The 21,833-nt window shown below is 66.3% G+C and carries 20 protein-coding genes; 11 read left to right on the forward strand and 9 right to left on the reverse strand.

What is annotated here, in order from left to right; all coding sequences use genetic code 11:
- Nucleotides 1-6 precede the first annotated feature (6 nt).
- The 4 genes from FEZ61_RS12535 to purU all read left to right on the forward strand — a co-directional run bounded on the left by FEZ61_RS12535 (nucleotide 7) and on the right by purU (nucleotide 4,926).
- Complete coding sequence (locus FEZ61_RS12535) at nucleotides 7-306, forward strand: sarcosine oxidase subunit delta (RefSeq protein WP_017639232.1); 300 nt, start codon at nucleotides 7-9, stop codon at nucleotides 304-306.
- Complete coding sequence (locus FEZ61_RS12540; RefSeq protein ID WP_017639233.1) at nucleotides 303-3,323, forward strand: sarcosine oxidase subunit alpha; 3,021 nt, start codon at nucleotides 303-305, stop codon at nucleotides 3,321-3,323. The genes FEZ61_RS12535 and FEZ61_RS12540 overlap by 4 nt, the downstream gene beginning before the upstream one ends.
- Nucleotides 3,324-3,338: 15 nt before the next feature.
- Nucleotides 3,339-3,968 carry a sarcosine oxidase subunit gamma family protein gene (gene soxG, locus FEZ61_RS12545; RefSeq protein ID WP_017639234.1) on the forward strand — a complete coding sequence of 210 codons (630 nt, stop codon included), beginning with the start codon at nucleotides 3,339-3,341 and terminating at the stop codon, nucleotides 3,966-3,968.
- 100 nt (nucleotides 3,969-4,068) lie between these two features.
- A complete protein-coding gene (gene purU / locus FEZ61_RS12550) occupies nucleotides 4,069-4,926 on the forward strand; it encodes a formyltetrahydrofolate deformylase (RefSeq protein ID WP_017639235.1) in 858 nt (285 codons plus the stop codon).
- A 310-nt stretch (nucleotides 4,927-5,236) separates the two neighbouring features.
- On the opposite strand, the gene choV is transcribed toward purU, so the two are convergent.
- The 4 genes from choV to choX form a co-directional block, all read right to left on the reverse strand.
- Nucleotides 5,237-6,469: a choline ABC transporter ATP-binding protein gene (choV, locus tag FEZ61_RS12555; protein WP_017639236.1), complete on the reverse strand. Its 1,233-nt coding sequence runs from the start codon at nucleotides 6,467-6,469 to the stop codon at nucleotides 5,237-5,239.
- 3 nt (nucleotides 6,470-6,472) lie between these two features.
- The gene (gene choW / locus FEZ61_RS12560; protein WP_017639237.1) at nucleotides 6,473-7,315 is read right to left on the reverse strand and encodes a choline ABC transporter permease subunit; all 843 of its coding nucleotides are present in this window, start codon (nucleotides 7,313-7,315) and stop codon (nucleotides 6,473-6,475) included.
- A 116-nt stretch (nucleotides 7,316-7,431) separates the two neighbouring features.
- A complete protein-coding gene (locus FEZ61_RS12565; RefSeq protein ID WP_017639238.1) occupies nucleotides 7,432-8,370 on the reverse strand; it encodes a choline ABC transporter substrate-binding protein in 939 nt (312 codons plus the stop codon).
- Nucleotides 8,371-8,642: 272 nt separating this feature from the next.
- On the reverse strand, nucleotides 8,643-9,581 hold the full coding sequence (gene choX, locus FEZ61_RS12570; protein ID WP_017639239.1) for a choline ABC transporter substrate-binding protein: 939 nt from the start codon (nucleotides 9,579-9,581) through the stop codon (nucleotides 8,643-8,645).
- Nucleotides 9,582-10,046: 465 nt separating this feature from the next.
- Between choX and FEZ61_RS12575 the strand changes: the two genes are divergently transcribed.
- Nucleotides 10,047-11,144, forward strand: a complete 1,098-nt coding sequence (locus tag FEZ61_RS12575; RefSeq protein ID WP_017639240.1) for a GlxA family transcriptional regulator — start codon at nucleotides 10,047-10,049, stop codon at nucleotides 11,142-11,144.
- Nucleotides 11,145-11,159: 15 nt separating this feature from the next.
- Here the strand turns inward: FEZ61_RS12575 and FEZ61_RS12580 are convergent, their stop codons facing one another.
- The 3 genes from FEZ61_RS12580 to FEZ61_RS12590 all read right to left on the reverse strand — a co-directional run bounded on the left by FEZ61_RS12580 (nucleotide 11,160) and on the right by FEZ61_RS12590 (nucleotide 14,547).
- A complete protein-coding gene (locus FEZ61_RS12580; RefSeq protein WP_017639241.1) occupies nucleotides 11,160-11,945 on the reverse strand; it encodes an N-acetylmuramoyl-L-alanine amidase in 786 nt (261 codons plus the stop codon).
- 25 nt (nucleotides 11,946-11,970) lie between these two features.
- Nucleotides 11,971-13,740, reverse strand: a complete 1,770-nt coding sequence (locus FEZ61_RS12585; RefSeq protein WP_173148873.1) for a GGDEF domain-containing protein — start codon at nucleotides 13,738-13,740, stop codon at nucleotides 11,971-11,973.
- A gap of 177 nt (nucleotides 13,741-13,917) precedes the next feature.
- Nucleotides 13,918-14,547, reverse strand: coding sequence for a thiol:disulfide interchange protein DsbA/DsbL (locus FEZ61_RS12590; RefSeq protein ID WP_017639243.1), 630 nt, complete (start codon nucleotides 14,545-14,547; stop codon nucleotides 13,918-13,920).
- 201 nt (nucleotides 14,548-14,748) lie between these two features.
- On the opposite strand from FEZ61_RS12590, the gene yihA reads away from it, so the two are divergent.
- Nucleotides 14,749-15,387: a ribosome biogenesis GTP-binding protein YihA/YsxC gene (gene yihA, locus FEZ61_RS12595; protein WP_173148875.1), complete on the forward strand. Its 639-nt coding sequence runs from the start codon at nucleotides 14,749-14,751 to the stop codon at nucleotides 15,385-15,387.
- Nucleotides 15,388-15,575: 188 nt separating this feature from the next.
- Here the strand turns inward: yihA and argC are convergent, their stop codons facing one another.
- The gene (gene argC / locus FEZ61_RS12600) at nucleotides 15,576-16,529 is read right to left on the reverse strand and encodes an N-acetyl-gamma-glutamyl-phosphate reductase (protein ID WP_173148877.1); all 954 of its coding nucleotides are present in this window, start codon (nucleotides 16,527-16,529) and stop codon (nucleotides 15,576-15,578) included.
- A gap of 261 nt (nucleotides 16,530-16,790) precedes the next feature.
- On the opposite strand from argC, the gene FEZ61_RS12605 reads away from it, so the two are divergent.
- The 5 genes from FEZ61_RS12605 (at nucleotide 16,791) to FEZ61_RS12625 (ending at nucleotide 20,106) form a co-directional block, all read left to right on the forward strand.
- Nucleotides 16,791-17,000 carry a DUF1127 domain-containing protein gene (locus FEZ61_RS12605; protein ID WP_064307700.1) on the forward strand — a complete coding sequence of 70 codons (210 nt, stop codon included), beginning with the start codon at nucleotides 16,791-16,793 and terminating at the stop codon, nucleotides 16,998-17,000.
- A gap of 73 nt (nucleotides 17,001-17,073) precedes the next feature.
- Nucleotides 17,074-17,394 (forward strand): DUF2388 domain-containing protein, encoded by a 321-nt coding sequence (locus FEZ61_RS12610; protein WP_007160027.1) that lies wholly within the window; start codon nucleotides 17,074-17,076, stop codon nucleotides 17,392-17,394.
- A gap of 99 nt (nucleotides 17,395-17,493) precedes the next feature.
- Nucleotides 17,494-17,793, forward strand: a complete 300-nt coding sequence (locus FEZ61_RS12615; protein ID WP_037006567.1) for a DUF2388 domain-containing protein — start codon at nucleotides 17,494-17,496, stop codon at nucleotides 17,791-17,793.
- A 34-nt stretch (nucleotides 17,794-17,827) separates the two neighbouring features.
- Nucleotides 17,828-18,148 (forward strand): DUF2388 domain-containing protein, encoded by a 321-nt coding sequence (locus tag FEZ61_RS12620; RefSeq protein ID WP_007160025.1) that lies wholly within the window; start codon nucleotides 17,828-17,830, stop codon nucleotides 18,146-18,148.
- 17 nt (nucleotides 18,149-18,165) lie between these two features.
- Nucleotides 18,166-20,106, forward strand: coding sequence for a DUF4105 domain-containing protein (locus FEZ61_RS12625; protein ID WP_178121545.1), 1,941 nt, complete (start codon nucleotides 18,166-18,168; stop codon nucleotides 20,104-20,106).
- A gap of 205 nt (nucleotides 20,107-20,311) precedes the next feature.
- On the opposite strand, the gene FEZ61_RS12630 is transcribed toward FEZ61_RS12625, so the two are convergent.
- Nucleotides 20,312-21,772, reverse strand: coding sequence for a YdgA family protein (locus FEZ61_RS12630; RefSeq protein ID WP_173148880.1), 1,461 nt, complete (start codon nucleotides 21,770-21,772; stop codon nucleotides 20,312-20,314).
- Nucleotides 21,773-21,833 lie beyond the last annotated feature (61 nt).

The following is a 21,833-nucleotide window of genomic DNA, read 5'->3' on the forward strand; positions in this document are numbered from 1 at the left end:
CCGAGCATGTTGTACATCCACTGCCCCCACTGCGGGGAATTGCGCTCCGAAGAAGAATTCCACGCCGCTGGCGAGGCGCACATCCCGCGTCCGCTGGATCCCGAGGCCTGCAGCGACGCGGAGTGGGGCGATTACATGTTCTTCCGCGACAACCCGCGCGGTCTGCGTCACGAGCTGTGGGTCCACGCGTCGGGTTGCCGCCAGTACTTCAACGCGACCCGTAACACCGAGACCTACGAAATTCTCGAAACCTATCCGATCGGCGAGCAGCCCCGCTTCACCGCCGAGCGAGGAGAGCGCACATGAGCCAGGTCCATCGACTCACCCAGGGCGGTCGCCTGGACCGCAGCCAGGCCATCACCTTCACCTTCAACGGTCAGACCTACCAGGGCTTCAAGGGTGACACCCTGGCCTCGGCGCTGCTGGCCAACGGCGTGGACGTGATCGGGCGCAGCTTCAAGTACTCCCGCCCCCGCGGCATCGTCGCCGCCGGTGCCGAAGAGCCCAACGCCATCATGCAGATCGGCGCCACCGAGGCCACCCAGGTGCCCAACGTGCGGGCCACCCAGCAGGCGCTGTATCCGGGCCTGGTCGCCGCCAGCACCAATGGCTGGCCGAGCGTCAACAACGACCTCATGGGCATTCTCGGCAAGGTCGGCGGCAAGATGATGCCGCCCGGGTTCTACTACAAGACCTTCATGTATCCGCAGAATCTGTGGATGACCTACGAGAAGTACATCCGCAAGGCCGCTGGCCTCGGGCGTGCGCCGACCCAGGTCGATCCCGACACCTATGACAACTTCAACCAGCACTGCGACGTGCTGGTGGTGGGCGGTGGCGCTGCCGGTCTGGCGGCGGCCCTGGCCGCCGGTCGCAGCGGTGCCCGGGTGATCCTGGCCGACGAACAGGAAGAATTCGGTGGCAGCCTGCTGGACAGCCGCGAGCGTCTCGACGGCGCCCCGGCCGCCGACTGGGCGGCCAAGGCGGTCGCCGAGCTGCAGGGCCTGGACAACGTGGTCCTGCTGCCGCGCGCCACGGTCAACGGCTACCACGACCACAACTTCCTCACCATTCACGAGCGGCTGACCGATCACCTGGGTGATCGCGCGCCCCATGGCCAGGTGCGTCAGCGCCTGCACCGTGTCCGCGCCACCCGCGTGGTACTGGCCACCGGCGCCCACGAGCGGCCGCTGGTGTACGGCAACAACGACCTGCCGGGCAACATGGTGGCCGGCGCCGTTTCCACCTACATCCGCCGCTATGCCGTGGCCCCGGGCCAGCGGCTGGTACTGTCCACCAACAACGATTACGCCTACCGCGTGGCGCTGGACTGGCTCGAAGCCGGTCGCCAGGTGGTGGCCGTGGCCGATGCGCGGCCCAATCCGCGCGGTGCCTGGGTCGAGGAAGTGCGCAAGCGTGGCGTGCGGGTCATGGGCGGGACCGCCGTGAGCGAAGCCCGTGGCAACACCCGCGTGACCGGCGCCAAGATCGCCACCATCGACCTGACCGCCTTCCGCACCCTGGGTGGCGGCGAGTGGCTCGACTGCGACCTCATCGCCACCTCCGGCGGCTACAGCCCGGTGGTCCACCTGGCTTCGCACCTGGGCGGTCGTCCGCAGTGGCGTGAGGACATCCAGGCCTTCGTGCCCGGTCCGGCGCCGCAGAAGCGGGTCTGCGCCGGTGGCGTGAACGGGGTCTTCGCCCTGGGCGACGTCCTCGCCGATGGTTTCGAAGCCGGCGCCACCGCGGCGGCCGAAGCCGGTGCCAAGGTGGTCAGCGGTGAACTGCCCCAGGCCGAATTCCGCCAGGAAGAGCCGAGTCTGGCGCTGTTCCAGGTGCCCCACGACAAGCCGTCGTCGCGAGCGCCCAAGCAATTCGTCGACCTACAGAACGATGTGACCGCCGCCGGCATCGAGCTGGCCTGCCGCGAGGGCTTCGAGTCCATCGAGCACGTCAAGCGCTACACCGCCATGGGCTTCGGCACCGACCAGGGCAAGCTGGGCAACATCAACGGCCTGGCCATCGCTGCCCGCGTGCAGAGCAAGGCCATCCCGGAAGTCGGCACCACCATGTTCCGCCCGAACTACACGCCCATCACCTTCGGCGCCATCGCCGGACGGCACTGCGGCCACCTGTTCGAGCCCAAGCGCTACACCGCGCTGCACGCCTGGCACCTCAAGCAGGGCGCCCTGTTCGAGGACGTCGGCCAGTGGAAGCGCCCCTGGTACTTCCCCAAGGCGGGCGAGGACCTGCATGCCGCGGTCAACCGCGAGTGCCTGGCCGTGCGCCGTAGCGTCGGCCTGCTCGACGCCTCCACCCTGGGCAAGATCGACATCCAGGGCAAGGATGCGCGCGAGTTCCTCAATCGCGTCTACACCAACGCCTGGACCAAGCTGGACATCGGCAAGGCCCGTTACGGCCTGATGTGCAAGGAAGACGGCATGGTCTTCGACGACGGCGTCACCGCCTGTCTCGCCGACAACCACTTCCTGATGACCACCACCACCGGCGGCGCGGCGCGCGTCTTCGAATGGCTGGAGCTCTACCATCAGACCGAATGGCCGGAGCTGGAGGTGTACTTCACCTCGGTCACCGATCACTGGGCGACCCTGACCCTGTCCGGTCCCAACAGCCGCAAGCTGCTGGCCAAGCTGACCGACATCGATCTGGACAACGCCGCCTTCCCCTTCATGGCCTGGAAGGAAGGCCAGGTGGGCGGGGTGCCAGCGCGGGTGTTCCGCATCTCCTTCACCGGCGAGCTCTCCTACGAGATCAACGTGCCGGCCAACTACGCCATGGGCGTGCTGGAGCAGGTGGTCGCCGCGGGCAAGGAGTTCGACCTGACCCCCTATGGCACCGAGACCATGCACGTACTGCGAGCGGAGAAGGGCTTCATCATCATCGGTCAGGACACCGATGGTTCGGTCACGCCCCAGGACCTGGGCATGGGCTGGGCGGTGAGCCTGAACAAGAGCTTCTCCTTCATCGGCAAGCGCGGCATGCATCGCGTGGATTGCGTCCGCGAGAATCGCAAGCAACTGGTCGGCCTCAAGCCTCTGGATGCCCGCGACGTCCTGCCGGAAGGCGCGCAACTGGTGTTCGAGCGCAACCAGCCGATCCCCATGGACATGGTCGGTCACGTGACCTCCAGCTACCACAGCGCGACCCTGGGCTACGGCTTCGCCATGGCGATGGTCAAGGGTGGGCTGGGCCGCATGGGCCAGACCGTCTACGCCCCGCTGGCCGATGGCCGCTACATCGCTGCCGAGATCGTCTCGCCGGTGTTCTACGACCCCAAGGGTGAGCGGCAGAACGTCGCCTAACGAGGATAGCGCCCCATGAACAACATCAATGTCTACGACCAATACTCCGCCAAGGCGCGCGCCGAATCCCCGCTGTTCCACGCCGAGCTGAGCAAGCTCGCGGGCCGCGGCCCGGCCACCGCCGGGGTGACCCTGCGCGAGCGGGCCCTGCTGGGGCACCTGGTGCTGCGTGGCGACGCCCATGACGAAGGCTTCACCGGCGCCGTGCAGAGCGTGGTCGGTCTGGAAGTGCCCGGTCCGCTGGCGATCACCCAGAAAGGCGAGAGCTCGCTGCAGTGGCTCGGCCCGGACGAGTGGCTGCTGGTGGTGCCCGGTGGCAGCGAGTTCGCCACCGAGCAGGCCCTGCGCCAGGCGCTGGGCGAGCGCCATGTCGCCATCGTCAATGTCGGCGGTGGCCAGACGCTGGTCGAACTTAAGGGCCCCAAGGTGCGTGAAGTGCTGATGAAGTCCACCTCCTACGACGTCCACCCGAGCAACTTCCCGGTGGGCAAGGCCGTGGGTACGGTGTTCGCCAAGTCCCAGCTGATCATCCGCCACACGGCGGAAGACACCTGGGAGCTGGTGGTGCGCCGCAGCTTCGCCGACTACGTCTGGCTGTGGCTGCAGGACGCGAGCGCCGAGTACGGACTGCGCATCGAGGCCTGATCACGGCCTACGTTCAGTCCCGTTCTAGCGAACCCGACCTGCGTGACGCGCAGGTCGGGTTTTATGGTTTTGGCTTCATCTCTATGCAAAGGAATTCAACATGAGCCGCACGCCCGATACCTGGATTCTCACCGCCCAGAGCCCGAGTCGCCTCGGCACCGTGGACGTGGTCACGCGCTATCTCTTCGAGCAGGGCTGCTATGTCACCCAGCACCACAGCTTCGATGATCGCGAGGCCCAGCGCTTCTTCATCCGGGTGGAATTCCAGGTGCCCGGCGATTTCAACGAAGGTCTGTTCCGCGTTGGCCTCGACCTGCGCTTCACCCCCTTCGACATGACCTTCGAGCTGACCCCGCCAGGCTATAGAGCCAAGGTCGCCATCATGGTCTCCAAGGCCGACCACTGCCTCAACGACCTGCTCTATCGCCAGCGCATCGGCCAATTGCCCATGGACGTGGTGGCGGTGATCTCCAACCACCCGGACCTGGAGCCCCTGGCGGCCTGGCACGGCATTCCCTATCACCATTTCCCCCTGGACCCTCAGGACAAGCCGGCCCAGGAAGCTCGGGTCTGGCAGGTGCTGCAGGAGACTGGCGCCGAGTTGGTGGTCCTCGCCCGCTACATGCAGGTGCTGTCGCCGGAACTCTGCCGTCGCCTCGACGGCTGGGCGATCAACATCCACCACTCCCTGCTGCCCGGCTTCAAAGGGGCGCGGCCCTATCACCAGGCCTATGCCAAGGGCGTCAAGCTGGTAGGCGCCACCGCGCACTACATCAACAACGACCTCGATGAGGGCCCCATCATCGCCCAGGGCGTCGAGTCCGTGGACCACGCCCACTATGCCGAAGACCTGGTGGCCCGCGGCCGTGACATCGAGTGCCTGACCCTGGCCCGGGCGGTGGGCTATCACCTGGAACGTCGCGTCTTCCTCAACGCCGGGCGGACGGTGGTGCTCTAACCCTTCTCGCTACCCATCCCGGCAGGCTGCGAGATCGCCAAGGCGTTCGCAGCCTGCCTGTCCTGCGCCACCTCGATCATTTTTCTATCAGCTCGGCGGTACCCATCAGGCGCTGCCCGGAGACGTGCGTGCGTCCTTTGGCCGTGCTAGGCGAACAGGGTCAGGCTGGGCGACGGCCAGGGATGGAGGTGTAGCTCGGGATGAGCAGAGGTGTCGGGTAAGCGCGCCGTGGATGGTGCTGCCGGCGGTGGAGCAGGAGGGCGGTGCGCACCCGCCTCCGTAGGGGAGAGGCGGGTGGCGGGGCAGGCGGTCAGCCGGCCTGGGACAGGGTCGAGCGGACCGCAGGCGGGGCGACGTCTTCGCCGGCCTTTTCCAGATTCTTGCCCAGCAGGGCGTGGTAGAGCTCCTTGTCACCGAGGATGCCCACGGCGCGGCCTTCGGTCTCCAGCACCAGCTTGTGCCCGGTGTGGTAGCGGATCTCCAGGGCATCGCGCATGCGGATGTCGGCCGGTGCCAGGGTCGGTTGGCGTTGCAGGCTGGTGACCGGCATGCCCGGGGTCCAGCGTTGCAGGGCCAGGCTCTCGCCGCCACGGCGCAGGGCCTTGACCGTCTGGTTTTCCAGGGCCAGCCAGATGTCGTGGCTGCGCTCCAGGCAGATCTCGTTGCCTTCACGACCGCACTTGTCCAGGCCACGCATCAGGCTATAGCCGCTGAGCACGTTGAGCGGATTGGTGTGGGCGACGAAGGTGCGCACGTATTCGTCCGCCGGATTGAGCACGATGTCTTCGGGGCGGCCGTGCTGGATGATGCGGCCGTCCTTCATGATGGCGATGTTGGTGCCGATCTTGAGGGCTTCGTCGAGGTCATGGCTGACGAAGACGATGGTCTTGTTGACCTTGGCCTGCAGCTGCAGCAATTCGTCCTGCAGTTGCTGGCGGATCAGCGGGTCGAGGGCGGAGAAGGGCTCGTCCATCAGCAGGATGTCGGCGTCCATGGCCAGGGCGCGGGCCAGGCCGACGCGCTGCTGCATGCCGCCGGAGAGGGAGTCGGGCTTCTTGTTGCGCCACTGGGTCAGGCCCACCAGCTCCAGCTTCTCGTCGACCAGCTTCTTGCGCTCGGCGGCCGAGCGACCCTGCATCTCCAGGCCGAAGCCGACGTTCTCGGCCACGGTCAGCCAGGGCATCAGGGCGAACTTCTGGAACACCATGGCGATGCGGGTGGTGCGCATGTCCTTGAGTACGGCGGGCGAGCAGTTGGCGATGTCCACCTCGGCGCCCTGGTGCTCGATCAGCAGCTTGCCGCGGCTCACGGTGTTGAGGCCGTTGATGCAGCGCAGCAGGCTGGACTTGCCCGAGCCGGACAGGCCCATCAGCACGCAGATCTCGCCCTTCTGGACCTCCAGGCAGGCGTCCTCGACGCCCAGTACCTGGCCGGTCTCCTGGAGGATCTCGCTGCGACCCTTGCCCTGGTCGAGCAGCTCCAGGGCGCGCTTGTTCTGCTTGCCGAAGATGACGTCGACGTGTTCGAAACGAATGGCGGTCATGACTTATTTAACCTCGCGTGGGGCGGGTTGCTTGCACACCCGGTCGAGCAGGATGGCGATCAGGACGATGGACAGGCCGGCTTCGAAGCCCAGGGCGATGTCCGCGGTGTTGAGGGCGTTCACCACCGGCTTGCCGAGGCCATCGGCGCCCACCAGGGCGGCGATCACCACCATGGACAGCGACAACATGATGCACTGGGTGATACCGGCGCCGATGCTGGGCATGGCGTGGGGCAACTCGATGCGGGTCAGCAGCTGCCAGCGCGAGCAGCCGAAGGCCTTACCGGCGTCCATCAGCTCGGCGGGAACGTCCTGGATGCCGAGGCAGGTCAGGCGGATCGGCGCGGCCACGGCGAATACCACCGTGGAGATCAGCCCGGGCACTACGCCCAGGCCGAACAGAGTCAGGGTCGGAATCAGATAGACGAAGGTGGGGACTGTCTGCATCAGGTCCAGGACCGGGCGCAGGCCGGTGTAGAACCAGGGTTTGTGCGCGGCGATGATGCCCAGCGGCACGCCGACGGCGATGCAGACCAGGGTGGCGAAGACCACCTGGGCCAGGGTTTCCATGGTTTCCTGCCAGTACCCCAGGTTGAGGATCAGCAGCAGGGAGATGAGGGCGAAGATCACCAGGCCGATGCTGCGTTGCAGCAGATAGATCCCTACCGCGACCAGGGCAATGAAGGCCAGCGGGTGGAACCACATCAGTCCGGCGGTGAGGCCGTGGATGAGGCCGGACAGCACATCGGAGATCTTGTCGAAGACGCTGGCGCCATGCAGCGTCAGCCAGTCGATGAAATCGGCGATCTGCTGGCCGAGAGGGAGCTTGTGGTCGGTGATTAACATAACGGTGCCCGTCAGGTAGGAGTGGACAGGTCGAAGCACGATAACCGCTGATTCGTGCTTCGGCTGTGGCAGTACCCGCCCGAACTGGCGCGGGACAGTCGAATGTTAGTGTTCGATCAGGGGGCCAGGGCGGTCTTCGCCGCCTCCAGCGCAGGCTTGCCATCGCGGGTGGTCACGCCGGCCAGCCACTGGTCGAGCACCTGCGGATGCGCCTTGAGCCAGGCCTTGGCGGCGGCGCTCGCGGCTTGTTTTTCGTTGAGCACCTTGTCCATCAGCTGGTTTTCCATGTCCAGGGTAAAGGACAGGTTGGTCAGCAGCTTGCCCACGTTGGGGCATTCCTGGACGTAGCCCTTGCGCACGTTGGTGTAGATGGTGGCGCCGCCGTAGTTGGGGCCGAAGACGTCGTCGCCGCCCTGGAGATAGGCCATCTTGAAGCGAGTGTTCATCGGGTGGGGTTCCCAGCCGAGGAAGACCACCCACTGCTGGCGCCGCTCGGCGCGCTGGATCTGCGACAGCATCCCGGCCTCGCTGGACTCCACCAGCTTGAACTTGCCCAGGTCGAAAGTGTTCTTGTCGATCATGCCCTGGATCAGGCGATTGCCATCGTTGCCCGGCTCGATGCCGTAGATCTTGCCGTCGAACTTGTCGGCGTTCTTGGCGATGTCGGCGAAGCTCTTGACCCCGGCGTCATAGACATACTGGGGGACCGCCAGGGTGTACTTGGCACCTTCCAGGTTGGCGCGCACGGTCTCGACGCTGCCGTTGTCGGCATAGGGCTTGATGTCAGCCGCCATGCTCGGCATCCAGTTGCCGAGGAAGACGTCGATGTCCTTGTTCTGCAAGGATTTGTAGGTGACCGGTACGGAGATCATGTTGGTCGTGGTCTGGTAGCCGAGGGCGTGCAGCACCTCGCTGGTCACGGCCGTGGTCACGGTGATGTCGGTCCAGCCGACGTCAGCAAAGCGCACCTTGGCACAGGAAGCCGGTTCGGCTGCCTGAACAGCGAGTGGCGCCAGCAGAGCGGCACTCAAGAGCCAACGGGAACAACCTTTCATGGACACATCTCCTTGCGTTTGGCGGGGTACCTTTCGGTGCGCCCCACGTGTATTTATCTGTAACCCATCCCCCCAGGCTCGCCTACCGCCTGCGTCGCTACCAGTGTACGCGGCGTCGCAACCAGAAGCGGAAATGTCGTATCCAGCACGAGCCCCGGGACAGGTCCGCGCCCAGGGCGGCGTGGCCGCGCGAGGCGGCGGCGCGAGCGCACATGCCCCTTGCGGCGAGCCGCTGCCCAGAGGGGTTGATAGCCATCGCACAGGCCCGTGATTCAGTTGGCCAGGCTGGCCTTCACCGCGACGTTGCCCGGCGCACCGCCGCGGGTGGCGACGCCCTTGAGCCAGGCGTCGAGGCGTTCGGGATTGCGCTTGAGCCAGTTGCGCACGGCGCGGCGCGGATTGTCCTTTTCGTTGAGCACCCGATCCATCAGCTGGTTCTCCATGTCCAGGGAAAACTCCAGGTTGCCCAGCAGCCGGGCCACGTTGGGGCACTGCTGGGCATAGCCCTTGCGCACCACCGTGTAGACCGTCGCCCCACCCTGATTGGGTCCGAAGTAGTCGTCGCCGCCGTCCAGGTAGGCCAGCTTGTGCCGGACGTTCATCGGATGCGGTTCCCAGCCGAGAAAGACGATCCACTGGCGGTCCAGCAGCTCCTTCATCCGCACCTGGGTCAGCATGCCCTGCTCGCTGGATTCGTCGAGCCTGAAGTCGCCCAGGCCGAAGGCGTTGCTGGCGATCATCTTCTTGACCAGGGCATTGCCGTCGTTGCCGGGCTCGATGCCGTAGATAGTGCGGTCGAAACGCTCGGCGAAGCGGGCGATGTCGGCGAAGTTCTTGACCCCAGCCTCGTAGACATACTGGGGCACCGCCAGGGTGTAGCGAGCGCCCTCCAGATTGGCGTGCAGGCGTTCGACCGCTCCTGCGTCGACCATGGGCTGGCTGAGCTTGGCCTGCGCCGGCATCCAGTTGCCGAGGAAGACATCGGCCTCGCCTGCGGCCAGGGCGTCGTAGGTCTGCGGCAGGGACAGGCGCAGCACCTCGGTCTCGTAACCGAGGGCGCTGAGCAGATAGCGGGTCATGGCGTTGGTGATATTGAGATCCGACCAGCCGACATCGGCCAGGCGCACCTGCTGGCAACTTTCGGCCTCGCCCGCCTGCACGGTCGAGCTCAGCAACAGACCGGACAACCACAGCGCTTGGGAGATTTTCATCCTGAACTCCAGGGAATCGCGAAGGGAAGGGCCCTGGCCACTGCACGTACCGGTCCGTCTGGTCCCGGTCTTGATGGCTTTTCGCCACAAGTGGCCAGAAGGGCGACCAACGGTCGCTGGCCTGAACTACAACCGTGCCAACTGAGTCGCCATGCCACATTTTGGCGCGCATCGGTTACGTCCTGGTGTTACCGATGGGATACCTCTGGCGAAGTGCTATCTCCCAGAGGTCGGTCTCAGACCTGAAAGGTCGCAATTAAAAACCCTATCTAATCAACGCCATTGACCGCTGCTTAATGGATTATTCGCCCCAGACAGCCTGCCTGCAGCGGGGTTCACCCATTTTCGGCATGGGAATTGCGACATGACTTATGCGTCCGCGACACATCTTTCGCCCAACGTTGTCCGCCGCACCTCATTAGAGCCCAGCAAAGGGCCCCAGCCTGCGTGAAGGAGATTCAAACCATGTCGCCCATTCCCACCTCGTCACAGGCCCGTGCGATCCAGTCCATCGGCTTTCTGCTCCTGGACAACTTCACACTTATCTCCCTGGCGTCGGTGGTGGAGCCGCTGCGCATGGCCAACCAGCTGTCGGGACGCGAACTCTATCGCTGGTGCACCCTGAGTCTGGACGGCCGTCCGGTGCGGGCGAGCGACGGCTTGCAGATCACTCCGGACAGTGCCGTCAGCGCCGCCCCGGCAATGGACATGGTGATCGTCTGCGGCGGCGTGGGCATCCAGCGCAGCGTGTCGCGCGAGCATTGCACCTGGCTGCAGAGCCAGGCGCGCCAGGGCCGCAAGCTGGGCGCGGTCTGTACCGGCAGCTGGGCCCTGGCCCGTGCCGGTCTGCTCGACGGCTACGACTGCAGCGTGCACTGGGAAACTCTAGCGGCATTGCAGGAAGCCTATCCGCGCGTGGTGCTCAGCACCCGTCTGTTCACCATCGACCGCAACCGCTGCACCGCCTCGGGCGGTACCGCGCCGATGGATATGATGCTGCACCTGATCGGTCGCGAGCATGGTCGCGAGCTGTCGGCGGCGATCTCGGAGATGTTCATCTACGAGCGCATCCGCAACGAGCAGGATCACCAGCGCGTGCCTCTCAAGCACATGCTGGGTACCAACCAGCCCAAGCTGCAGGAGATCGTGGCGCTGATGGAGGCCAATCTCGAAGAGCCCATCGACCTCGACGAGCTGGCGGTCTATGTGGATGTGTCCCGTCGCCAGCTGGAGCGCCTGTTCCAGAAGTACCTGCACTGCTCGCCGTCGCGCTACTACCTCAAGCTGCGGTTGATCCGCGCCCGGCAGCTGCTCAAGCAGACCACCCTGTCGATCATCGAGGTGGCCTCGGTGTGCGGCTTCGTCTCCACCCCGCACTTCTCCAAGTGCTACCGCGAATACTTCGGCATCCCGCCGCGCGACGAGCGCCAGGGTCCGACCATCCAGCAGCCCATCGCCCTGATGCCGCTGTCCCAGGAGCTGTCGCTGATGCCGGCCTCGTCCGCGCTGGCGGCCCTGAGTCAGGCCCAGGGCGAATCCACCTTCGCCAGCGTGCGGCTGTAGGTCGCCTAGGCCGGCCTAGCGACCGCTGGGCAGGCTGAGCAGCAATGCCGCCGTCTGCAGATCCGGCTGGCCGTCGAAACGGCCGGGCCGGTACTTCATCTGGAAGGCGCCGATGACATCGCGAGTGGCCGCATCGAGCACGCCGGTGCGCGGCACCGCATAACCGATCCGCGCCAGCTGATCCTGGAACCAGGCCGGCGGCGGCAGCACGCCGCCCAGGCTGGCCTGGCGCTGGGCGACCACGTTCTGATTCGGCCAGTTGATCAGCCCCGCCGCGGCCAGGCGCGCCCAGGGAAACAGCGGACCCGGATCCTGCTTGCGTCCCGGGGCGATGTCGCTGTGTCCGACGATGGCGCGGCGATCCAGGCCGTGGCGTTGTTCGATGTCCTTGAGCAGCGGAATCAGCGCCTGGATCTGGGCTTCGCTGAAGGGATACCACTGGCGTCCGGCCGGGGTGTCGCGAAAGCCCAGGTTGACCATCTCGATGCCGATGGAGGTGGAATTGAGCCAGGTACGGCCTTCCCATTCGCTGACGCCGGCATGCCAGGCGCGACGATTCTCATCCACCAGGCGGTAGATGGTGCCGTCAGTGTCGATCAGGTAGTGGGCGCTGACGCCGGCCTGGGTCAGCAGCTTGAGCGACTGCTTGGAATCGGCCGCGGTGTAGTGCAGGACGATGTACTGCACCCGGCTGTCCTGATCGCGGGCGGTGTAGTCGTCATTGATGCGCGGACCGCTGGAGCAGCCGGCCAGGAGCAGGCCGCAGAGCAGCCAGGGGAGGAACTTGAAGGGATTTCGCACGATTACCTCGCGAACGGCGGAAGGGTCAGGCCACGTCCAGGCGATCGCGTCCGGCGCGCTTGGCGCGGTAGAGCGCCTGGTCGGCACGTTCGAATACGGTATCGGCATCCTCGCCCGGCGCAAAGGCGGCAAGACCAGCGGACAGGGTGATCACCACCCGCTCGCCCTTGAAATGGAAGGGGCAGGCGGCGACGGCGGCGCGTAGCTGCTCGATCAAGGTCACCCCGCCGGCGACCGGCGTGGCGCTCAACAGCACGACGAACTCCTCGCCGCCGAAGCGGGCGATGAAGTCGGTCTTGCGCAGGCGGCGCTGCAATTCGCTGGCGATGATCTTGAGCACCTTGTCGCCGGCCAGGTGACCGTAGCCATCGTTGATGCGCTTGAACAGATCGACATCGAGCACCGCCAGCAGCAGGTCGCCGCCATGGCGTTGCCAGCGGGCCACCTCCAGTTCCAGGCGTTCGCTCCAGGCGGCACGATTGGGCAGCCCGGTGAGGGGGTCGCAAAGGGCCTTCTGTCGCTGTTCTTCGAGATGGCCGCGATACTGCTGGGCCTCGCGCTCCATGCCGGCGACGCGCTCGGTGAGGGCGTTGAATCGTTCGCTGGCTTCCTGCTCGCGGGTCTCGCGCTGGCTCTGCTGCTCGGCCAGGCTGGTCAGCAGGCCTTCCAGTCGGCTGTCGAGGGACAGTTTGAGACTGTCCAGGTCGGTGGCCTCCTGGACCTCGTTCTGCAGTTCGTTGACCTGACCGCGCAGGGCCTCGCCAAAGGCCCGCTCCTGGGTCTGGCCGTCCTGACGCTGGTCGTGGACGTGTTGCAGACCGGTCTGGAAGGCGGCGAGGCGCTCGTTGAGGCGGCGCAGATAGAGCTGGAATTCGCTCTGCCCGGAATGGTTGAGGGCCAGCACCAGTACCGACAGGTCGTCGAGCACCGGTACCAGTTCGTACCAGTTCAGGCTGCCCTGGATGCGCTGGCGCAGGTGCTCGGCCTGGGGCTTGTGGCTGTCGGGCAGCGCCAGGTCGTCGAGCAGGCGCAGCAGGGTGGCTTCCAGATGCGGGGCGATGGCGCTGTAGCCGGGCTCGGGCACCGGTGGCAGGGCATAGGCCGGATCGGCCGGCGCAGGCTCAGCATCGCCGCTGATTTCGATGGCAGCGGCTGGCGGAATGGCCAGCGCTGGCAATTCGGACGTTTCCGCCGGCTCGGCCTGGGCGAGAGGCGCAGCGGTGTCGGGCATCTGCGCCGGTAGCGCCGCTGGCGCCTCTTCCGCATGCTCGCCTCGTCCTCCCAGCAGGCGCTGCAGGAAGCCGGGACGGGCGGGCTGCTCGGGGTGCAGCTGGCTCAAGGCCTGTTGCTGCAGGCGGCTGAACTCGCCGAGCAGCGCGGGCAGCTCGCTTGGCTGGCCGGCAGCGGCCTGGGCGCGCTTGGCAAAACCCTTGAGCGCCTTGCGCTGGTCACGCGGCAACTCCAGGGTCTGCAGCAGCCGGCAGAGTTCGGCAAAGGCCTCGGTTACCTGCCGCGCACGCAATTCCCGGCGCTGCTCGGAATCGAGCACGGTGCGCTCCAGGCGCGGAATCAGCTTGGCGAGATCGGCGTCGCTGTCGTCCCGGCGGAGAATGTCGCGCAATTCGACCAGGCAGGCGTCCACCGCCGCGTCGTTGCCTTCGGCGGCCAGACTGCTGCGCACGAGGCCACGACGCACCAGGTCCAGGCGGTTTTCCCACCGGCTCTCCAGGCGTTCGAGATTCTCGAGGCTCTCCAGGTACTTGTTTTTCCAGCGTTCGACGTCCGCGCGCTCCATCCGCCCGCTCCAAAGGCTTGAGGGTGGCCAGCAGGCAGGCACGACGGGGCGCCCAACCAACTTGATAGTGGCTAGGGTATCGGCGGTTTCGGGGAAAGTTTGAGCAGGACGACCAGAGGCCGCTTGGGCGGGACGAACTGAGGAGCCGCCGCCGCAGGACGCGGCGGCGGATGAAGCTTACTTGGCGGCGCGTTCTTTCTGGATCAGGAAGTCGGCGACCTTCAGGGTTTCGTCCGGACCACCTGAGGAGCCCAGGTCGAAGCGATACTTGCCGTTGACCACCATGGTCGGTACGCCGGTGATCTGATAGGCCATGGCCAGTTTCTTGTCCTTTTCCACCTGACCCTTCACGGCGAAGGAGTTGTAGGTGCTGAGGAACTTGTCGCGATCCACGCCCTGGGTGGCGAGGAAGTCGGCCATCTCTTCGGGTGTGGCGAGCTTCTTGTGCTCCTTGTGGATGGCGGCGAAGACGGCGTCGTGCACCTTGGCTTCCACGCCCATGGCTTCCAGGGTCACGAACAGCTGACCATGGACGTTCCAGACGCCACCGAACATGGCCGGCACGCGCTTGAAGGTGACGTCGTCGGGCAGCTTCTTGGACCAGGCGTTGAGGGTGGGCTCGAAGGCGTAGCAGTGCGGGCAGCCGTACCAGAACAGCTCAACCACTTCGATCTTGCCGGGTTCGGACACCGGAACCGGACTGCTCAGTTCGGTGTACTGCTTGCCGGCCTGGATGTCGTCGGCATGGGCGGCCGCGCCGAACAGACTGGCGGCGGCGAACACGGCGGAGAAAAGCAGGTTGCGCATGGGACTACTCCTGGAAGAAGGCACGCCCACCAACCGGGCATGACGGATTGCGGGCATTGTAGCCGGGTGCATCGCCGCGCCTAGTCGCCGACGCGCCCGAGGCCGGCCATGTTCAGGCTTCGTTCAGGTTGCCGGGGGCACGGCTCTCGCCCGGCGCATCCGATATACTGCTGGCTTTGCCGCGCGCTCGCGAGTACCCCCATGTCCAGCTTCAAGAATCCCATCGTCGGTCTGTGCCAGCAGGCGTCCTTTCTCATCAGCGCCGCCAAGGTCGATCAGTGCCCGCTCGACAGCGGCCTGGAAGTGGCCTTCGCCGGTCGCTCCAACGCCGGCAAGTCCAGTGCGCTCAACACCCTGACCCACGCCAATCTGGCGCGTACCTCGAAGACGCCGGGGCGGACCCAGCTGCTCAACTTCTTCAGCCTCGACGACGAGCGGCGTCTGGTGGACCTGCCCGGCTATGGCTACGCCAAGGTGCCGATCCCGCTCAAGCAGCACTGGCAGGAGCACCTGGAGGCCTATCTGAGCAGCCGCAATTCGCTCAGCGGCGTGGTGCTGATGATGGACATCCGCCATCCGCTGACCGAATTCGACCGCCTGATGCTGGACTGGGCCCAGGCCAGTTCCATGCCGCTGCACATCCTGCTGACCAAGGCCGACAAGCTGGCCTTCGGGGCGCAGAAGAATGCCCTGCTCAAGGTGCAGCGCGACATACGCCAGGGCTGGGGCGATACCGCCAGCATCCAGCTGTTCTCGGCGCCCAAGCGCCAGGGCGTGGAAGACGCCCAGCGCGTGCTGGCCCGCTGGCTGGGCCTCGACGAGCCCGCCGCCGAGGCATAAAAAAACTCCGGACTTCCATCGGGGGAGGGGAGAAGTCCGGAGTTCAAGACTGGACCGCCAAGCAGGGGTCCAGCATCTGCCAACACTAAACAGCAAAGGAGCAGAACGGCTATCCAAACCGTTCAGCAGTTCAGACGGGGCGCCAGGAAAAAGGTTCGCCCCGGCCGAGCAGAAAGCCGGCGCCCTGACTAGCGGCCGCTGGCGAGCCCCAGACCCTCGTCGGCGCCCAGGTGCACGTTCATGCACTGGACCGCCGCGCCCGCCGCGCCCTTGCCCAGATTGTCCAGGCGCGCCACCAGCGTCATCCGCTCGGCATTGCCATAGACGAAGAGATCGGCGCGGTTGGTGTCGTTGCTGGCCTGGACGTCGAAGAAGCCATTGTCCAGCTCCTCCTCGGCGGCCACCGGGGCCACCCGAATGAAGGCTTCGCCGTCATATTGACGGGCCAGCGCCGCCTGCAGATCGACAGCGGTGGTGCCCGGGCGCAGCTGGCTGGCGTGCAGCGGGATGGTTACCGCCAGGCCCTTGAGGAAGGGGCCGACGATGGGGCTGAACACCGGCGCGGCGGTCAGACCGCTCTGCACGCGCATTTCCGGCAGGTGCTTGTGGCCCTGGCCCATGGCATAGGGGCGCGGACTCAGCAGACGCGCATCGCCGCCGGCTTCGTAGGCAGCGATCATCTGCTTGCCGCCACCGCTGTAGCCGGTCAGGGAAAAGGCCGACAGCGGGGTGTCCGGGGCCAGCAGACCGGCATCCACCAGCGGCCGGGCCAGCAGGATGAAGGCAGTGGCGTGGCAGCCGGGGTTGGCGATGCGCTTGCTGGCGCGCAGCGCTTCGCGCTGACCGGGCGCCAATTCCGGCAGGCCGTAGGTCCAGCTGCTGTCGGTGCGGAAGGCGGTGCTGGCGTCGATGATGCAGGTGTTGGGATTGGTCACCAGGCTGACCGCTTCGCGGGAGGCGGCATCGGGCAGGCAGAGGAAGGCCACGTCGGCGGCATTGAGGAAGCGCGCACGCTCGGCCGGATCCTTGCGCTTGCTCTCGTCGATGCGCAGCAGTTCGATGTCCGAACGGCCGGTCAGGTAGTCCAGCAGACGCAGGCCGGTGGTGCCTTCCTGGCCGTCGACGAAAACTTTGAAGCTCATGGCGGTGCCTCTCGCGAATGGGCGCTGAAAGGATCGATTGTAGCGACTCGGGCAGATCAGGCATACGCCGCAGGGCGGGGATACAGCCGTGTGCCTTCCAACCGGCGCAGTCCGTCGTGCTAGAGCGGTCCGGACAGTAGCGACAGGTACAGATTAGAAATTTTTAATTTTGTACGGATACAGTGTAGCGCAGCTGTAAGTGGTTCGCTCCGGCGTCAGCGGCGAAGCTGAGACTCCTCTGCCACCTCGCTGGATCTCGCCATGGATCGCTTATCGCCCGGTATCGCCCTTGCCCGTTTCGTCATTCACCGGCGTGGATTACGCCACCTGTGCGAGCTGCTCGTCCGCTGGCGATCGCGGGTCCAGAGCCGACGGCAACTGCAGCAACTAGACAGCCGCGCCCTGGCCGATCTGGGACTGAATCTCGCGGATCAGTACCGCGAAGGCGGCAAGCCCTTCTGGCGGGAGTGAAAATCTGCGCCGAAGTGCGACTTCCTCGGGCTGGCGGTAGTCTCAGTCAAGCCTATCCAGACGGGAGTCCCCCATGAAAACCCTGCACCTGGGCGCCGCCGCGGCGCTGTTCTGCCTGTCCACCGCCGCCTCGGCGTCGAGTTTCTATGTCACCACCGACATCATCGTCAACGCCATCGACGCGACGTCCGACACCACCTCGTCCATCACCGGCTCCTTCAAGAACGACAAGCTGGTCCAGGAAGCCCGTGACGATGCGGCCACCTACGTTGGCAGCGCCGGCGACATCCGCGGCGTACGCCTGGAAGCGGCGCTGGACCACCTGCGCAGCCAGGCGCCCGAACTGCGTCAGGCCAGTGATGACCAGCTGGCCCAGGCGATTCTCGCCATCTGACGCGCAACACCGCGATACCCCCGTACCCCGTGGCTGCTAGCCCGGAACGGGGGGCTGCGTTAGCCTTGGCGACCATCTGCCACCGGAGGGTCGTCATCCATGCATATCCGTCGTTCTGCCGCGCTGTTGCTCGGCCTCTGTCTCGCCACGCCGGTCCTGGCGTTCGACTCCACCACCGAGGGTCTGGTCAAGACCATCTACGGCACCAGCCAGCTCACCACCGGCCCCTTCCAGAACAAGCTGGTCCTGGCGGCCCGTGACGATGCCGCGGCTTTCGTCGCCACCGATGGCGCCCTGCGCGGTGCCCAGCTGGAAGAAACCTTGAGAGCCCTGCGCGCGGCCGATCCGGCGCTGCACGCCTCCGACCGGGAACTCGCCCAGGCGATTCTGAGTCAGTAGTCCGTTTCAATTCCGTGACATCCCTGGAGTATCCATGCGCCGTTCCCTGCTTATCGCCGCTGCCCTGACCCTGGGCGTTTCGAGCCTGGCTCAGGCCCAGACCCTGGTGGCCACCAGTAACATCGTGGTGCGGGCGCTGCAGCGCAGCATCGACTTCACCTCCGACACCACCACCTCCATCCGCGACGCCAAGATGATCCAGGCCGCGCGTGGCGATGCCGCCAGCTTCGTCGCCACCGACGGCGACATCCGTGGCGTGCAGTTGGAAGAAGCCTTCCGCAGCCTGCGCGACCAGTTCCCGGCTGCGCGCCAGGCCAACGACCTGCAGCTGGCCCAGGCCATCCTGGCACTGTGAAGAACCGCGCCGGCCGGCTGCGGCAGTGGCTGGCTGGCCTCGCGGCCGGCCTGGCCCTTGGCGGGGCCCAGGCCGCCCTGCACCTCGAACTCGACACCCAGGGCCTGACGCCCGCGCAGATCCAGGCGACCCAGCAACTGCTGGCTGAAGCCCAGGCCCTGCTGCCACCCAAATTCAAGGCGGCGCTGGACGAGCGCATCCCGGTGCGCTGGAGCAGCGAGCTGCTGGAAGAAGCCTATGGCGAGGCGGATCGGCGCAACCTGCTACTCAATCGCCGCCTGCTGCCCAGTCTGGTGGACGGCAGCGACACCCGCATCCAGACCGGCCGCCCCCACGGCACCCAGCACCGCGAACTGCTGGCCACGGTGCTGCACGAGCTGACCCACTTCTATGACCGCGAGCGCGTCTGGACGCCCGAGCAGCGCCAGCTGATCCTCTCCTGCGGCGGCCTGGGGCTGACCTCCGACCAGCTGCCGGTGAAATGCCAGGGCCAGGCCGGGCGCAGCTACACCCTGTCCGACGATCCGCGGCTGCTGGACCTGGCCGGTTGGCAGGTGAAGACGCGCAAGCATGGCAATCGCGAGTCCAAGAATCTCTTCATCGCCCGCAGTCCCGATCTCTATGAAGTCACCAACCCGAAGGAATTCGTGGCGGTGAACCTGGAGTACTTTCTGCTCGACCCGAGCTACGCCTGCCGGCGGCCGGCGCTGCAGCGCTACTTCGCCGAGCACTTCGGCTGGTCGCCGGCGCACGATGCCTGTCCGGGGCGCTATCCCTATCTCAACGCCGGCAACGACTTCGGCGAGGCACCCCTGGGCTGGCTCGATCCGGAGCGGGTCTATGCGGTCGACTACCTGCTGGCCGAGGGCAACGAGCAGGTCATGAGCCGCTGGGGCCACAGCATGCTGCGCCTGGTGGTCTGCGCCCCCGGTCGGCCACGGGGTCCGGATTGTCGGCTAGACCTGCAATACCACCTGGTGCTGTCGTTCCGCGCCTTCGTCAACGATGTCCAGCTCTCCAGCTGGCGCGGCCTGACCGGTTCCTATCCGTCGCGGCTGTTCGTGCTGCCGCTGGCCCAGGTGGTGGACGAGTACACCAAGGTGGAGTTGCGCGGTCTGCAATCCGTGCCGCTCAAGCTGACCCGTCCGGAGATCGCCGACTTCCTCGAGCGGACCGCCCAGGTGCACTGGAGCTATGACGGCCAGTACTACTTCGTCACCAACAACTGCGCGGTGGAGACCTTCAAGCTCCTGCACGACGGGGTACCGCGCCTGGCCGCTGCCCAGCTCGATGTCATCACCCCCACCGGGCTGATGGATGCGCTCAGGTTCAAGGATCTGGTGGACACCTCGGTGCTGGACGATCCGCGCGAGGCGCTGCGGCTGGGCTATCGCTTCGACAGCTTCCGCGAGCGCTTCCAGGCGATGTTCAAGGTGGCCAGGCAGCGCCTGAACCTGCCCCAGGCGGACGTCGAGGCTTGGCTGGCGCTGACCCCCCAGCAGCGCCGCGAGCAATTCCAGCGCGCCGATCTGCGCGCCAGCGCCGCCTTGCTGCTGCTGGAGCAGGCAGCCTATCGCCGGGCGCTGCTGCAGGCGCAGACCGAGCTCAAGGATCGCTACCTGGGTGAGGACGCGGTGGACAAGGCACGCTTCGGCAAGGCCGGTGGCGCCCTGGAGCAGATCCTCAAGGACAGCGGCTACCTGAGCCGCCCCGCCGAGTTGCTGGGCACCGACGGCTACGGCCTGCCGCAACCGGGCGAGTGGGAGCAACTGACCGCCGAGAGCCAGAAGCGCCAGGCGCACCTGCGCAGCCTCAGAGACACCCTCAACAACGAGGTCCGCCAGCTGCTCTCGCCAGAGGCCCGCGACGGCCTGGACCTGACCGAAGCCAACCTGGACCTGCTCGGCAACCACCTGCGCGAGCTGAACAAGGCCAGTGGCGGGCTGGAGTTGAAGTAGGGCGGTTGGGGCGTTGGGCTTTGTGTTGCTCAACCCAATCTACGGAGCCTGCGTAGGTTGGGTTGAGACGGCTTTATCGTCGAAGCCCAACGGCCAGCGGTGACGAGCATCGTTGGGCTTCGCCTTGCTCAACCCAACCTACAAGACCCTACGTAGGTTGGGTTGAGGCAGTTCTATCGCCGAAGCCCAACAGCCCAAACATCCACTAGCGCTGCGGCGCCTTGCCCTGGGGTTTGGCGGGTGCCGTGGGTTGCGGGCGTTCCAGCAGGGCCAGCAGCTGTTCCGGCGGTACCTCCCGGCCGTTGAGCATCAGCCGCCCGGCGCTGTAATTCAGGGTGGCCACCAGATCCTCGCCTTCGGCCTTGAGCAGGCCGCTGTTCAGGCCGATGCCGGCCAGGGCTTCGGCGGTGGCCTGGGCCTGCTGCTGCATGGCCGGCTGGGTGCGCTGGGCGCCCGCCTGGAACAGGACGCCATCCACCAGGCTGCCCCGCGCCACCGACAGGCGCGCATCGAGACCGGCCAGCAGTTGGGCCGCGAGTTGCTCGGGCGGCAGATCGTAGGTCGCCGGCTTGGCCAGGGTCAGGTCCAGGCGCAGGTGGTTGCTGCCGCCGGGGGTATCGAAGCGCAGGTCATCCACCACCAGTTGAGGGCGCGCGGCGAGCACATCGCCGAGGTGCTGCTGCAGGGTCGCCTGGGTGGTGGGATCGAGACCCTGCTCGGTATCCAGCTGCAGGTGCTGCAGCAGGGCATTGAGCTGAGCCAGAGCCGGGCTGTCGAGATTGCTGTAGTGACTGCTCAGACTCGCCTTGCCCAGGGTCTGGCCGGCGATGTCGAGTCGACCGAGGCTGGCATTAAGCGTCCCCGCCAGCTGCTGGCCCTGTTGTTGGGTGTCGCCCTGGAGCTGCAGGTCCCGCAGCTCCACCGCGGGCTTGCCGGGCATGGCCAGCAGCAGGCGCCCCAGGCGCAGCTGACCCGGGCCCAGCCAGAAGCCATCGGCATTGCGGCGGTTGTCGCCGGTCAGCCCGAAACCTTCGGTCTCCAGCTTGGCCCAGCCATCCGGCGTGCGCACATTGAGGCTGAATTGGCCGACCGTGCTGTCCAGACGCAGTCGGCTGGCCTCCATGTCAGTGTGGAAGGTGGCGTTCAGACCGGAGAAGGCCACCGCGCCCTGGGGCTGGTCCAGGTGCAGGGCGGCCAGGGTCAGGCCGCCGTCCACCGCACGGTCGTAGCCCAGGGTGGCGTCGAGCTGCACGGGTTCGGCGCCCTTGGCCAGGGTGAAGAGATCGGCCGTGAGCAGCGTACGCGCCAGGGTAAAGCGGTTGACCGCCATGACCGGCGCCAGCTGCAGGGACTTGAGGCGGGTCAGGGGGAAGGGACCGTGCTGGATGTCGTCGAGCACCCGCAGTACCTCCACGGGCGGCCGATCCTCGGCCTGTACGGTCAGGCTGAAGGTGGCGGTGCTGCTGAAGACACCGCGTTGCAGCTCGACCAGCTGCAGCTGCAAGGGGTACTCGGGCAGTTGCGCCTGCAGGGCCAGCTGGGCCTGGCTCGCGGCCTGGCGCAATTCGCCTTCCAGCCGGGTACCGGTGTACCAGGCGCCGCCCACGGCGGTACCGACGACCACCAGGGTCACGCCGGCGAGGGTGGTAAGTAGCGGTTTCTTCATGGCGACCAAATCCCTTTGTATGAGGCACACGGCGGCCTGCGGCCGATTGGAAGCGGAGTGT

Origin of the sequence: Pseudomonas sp. MS15a(2019), from assembly GCF_013277805.1 — a bacterium.
Taxonomy (GTDB): Bacteria; Pseudomonadota; Gammaproteobacteria; order Pseudomonadales; family Pseudomonadaceae; genus Chryseomonas; species Chryseomonas benzopyrenica.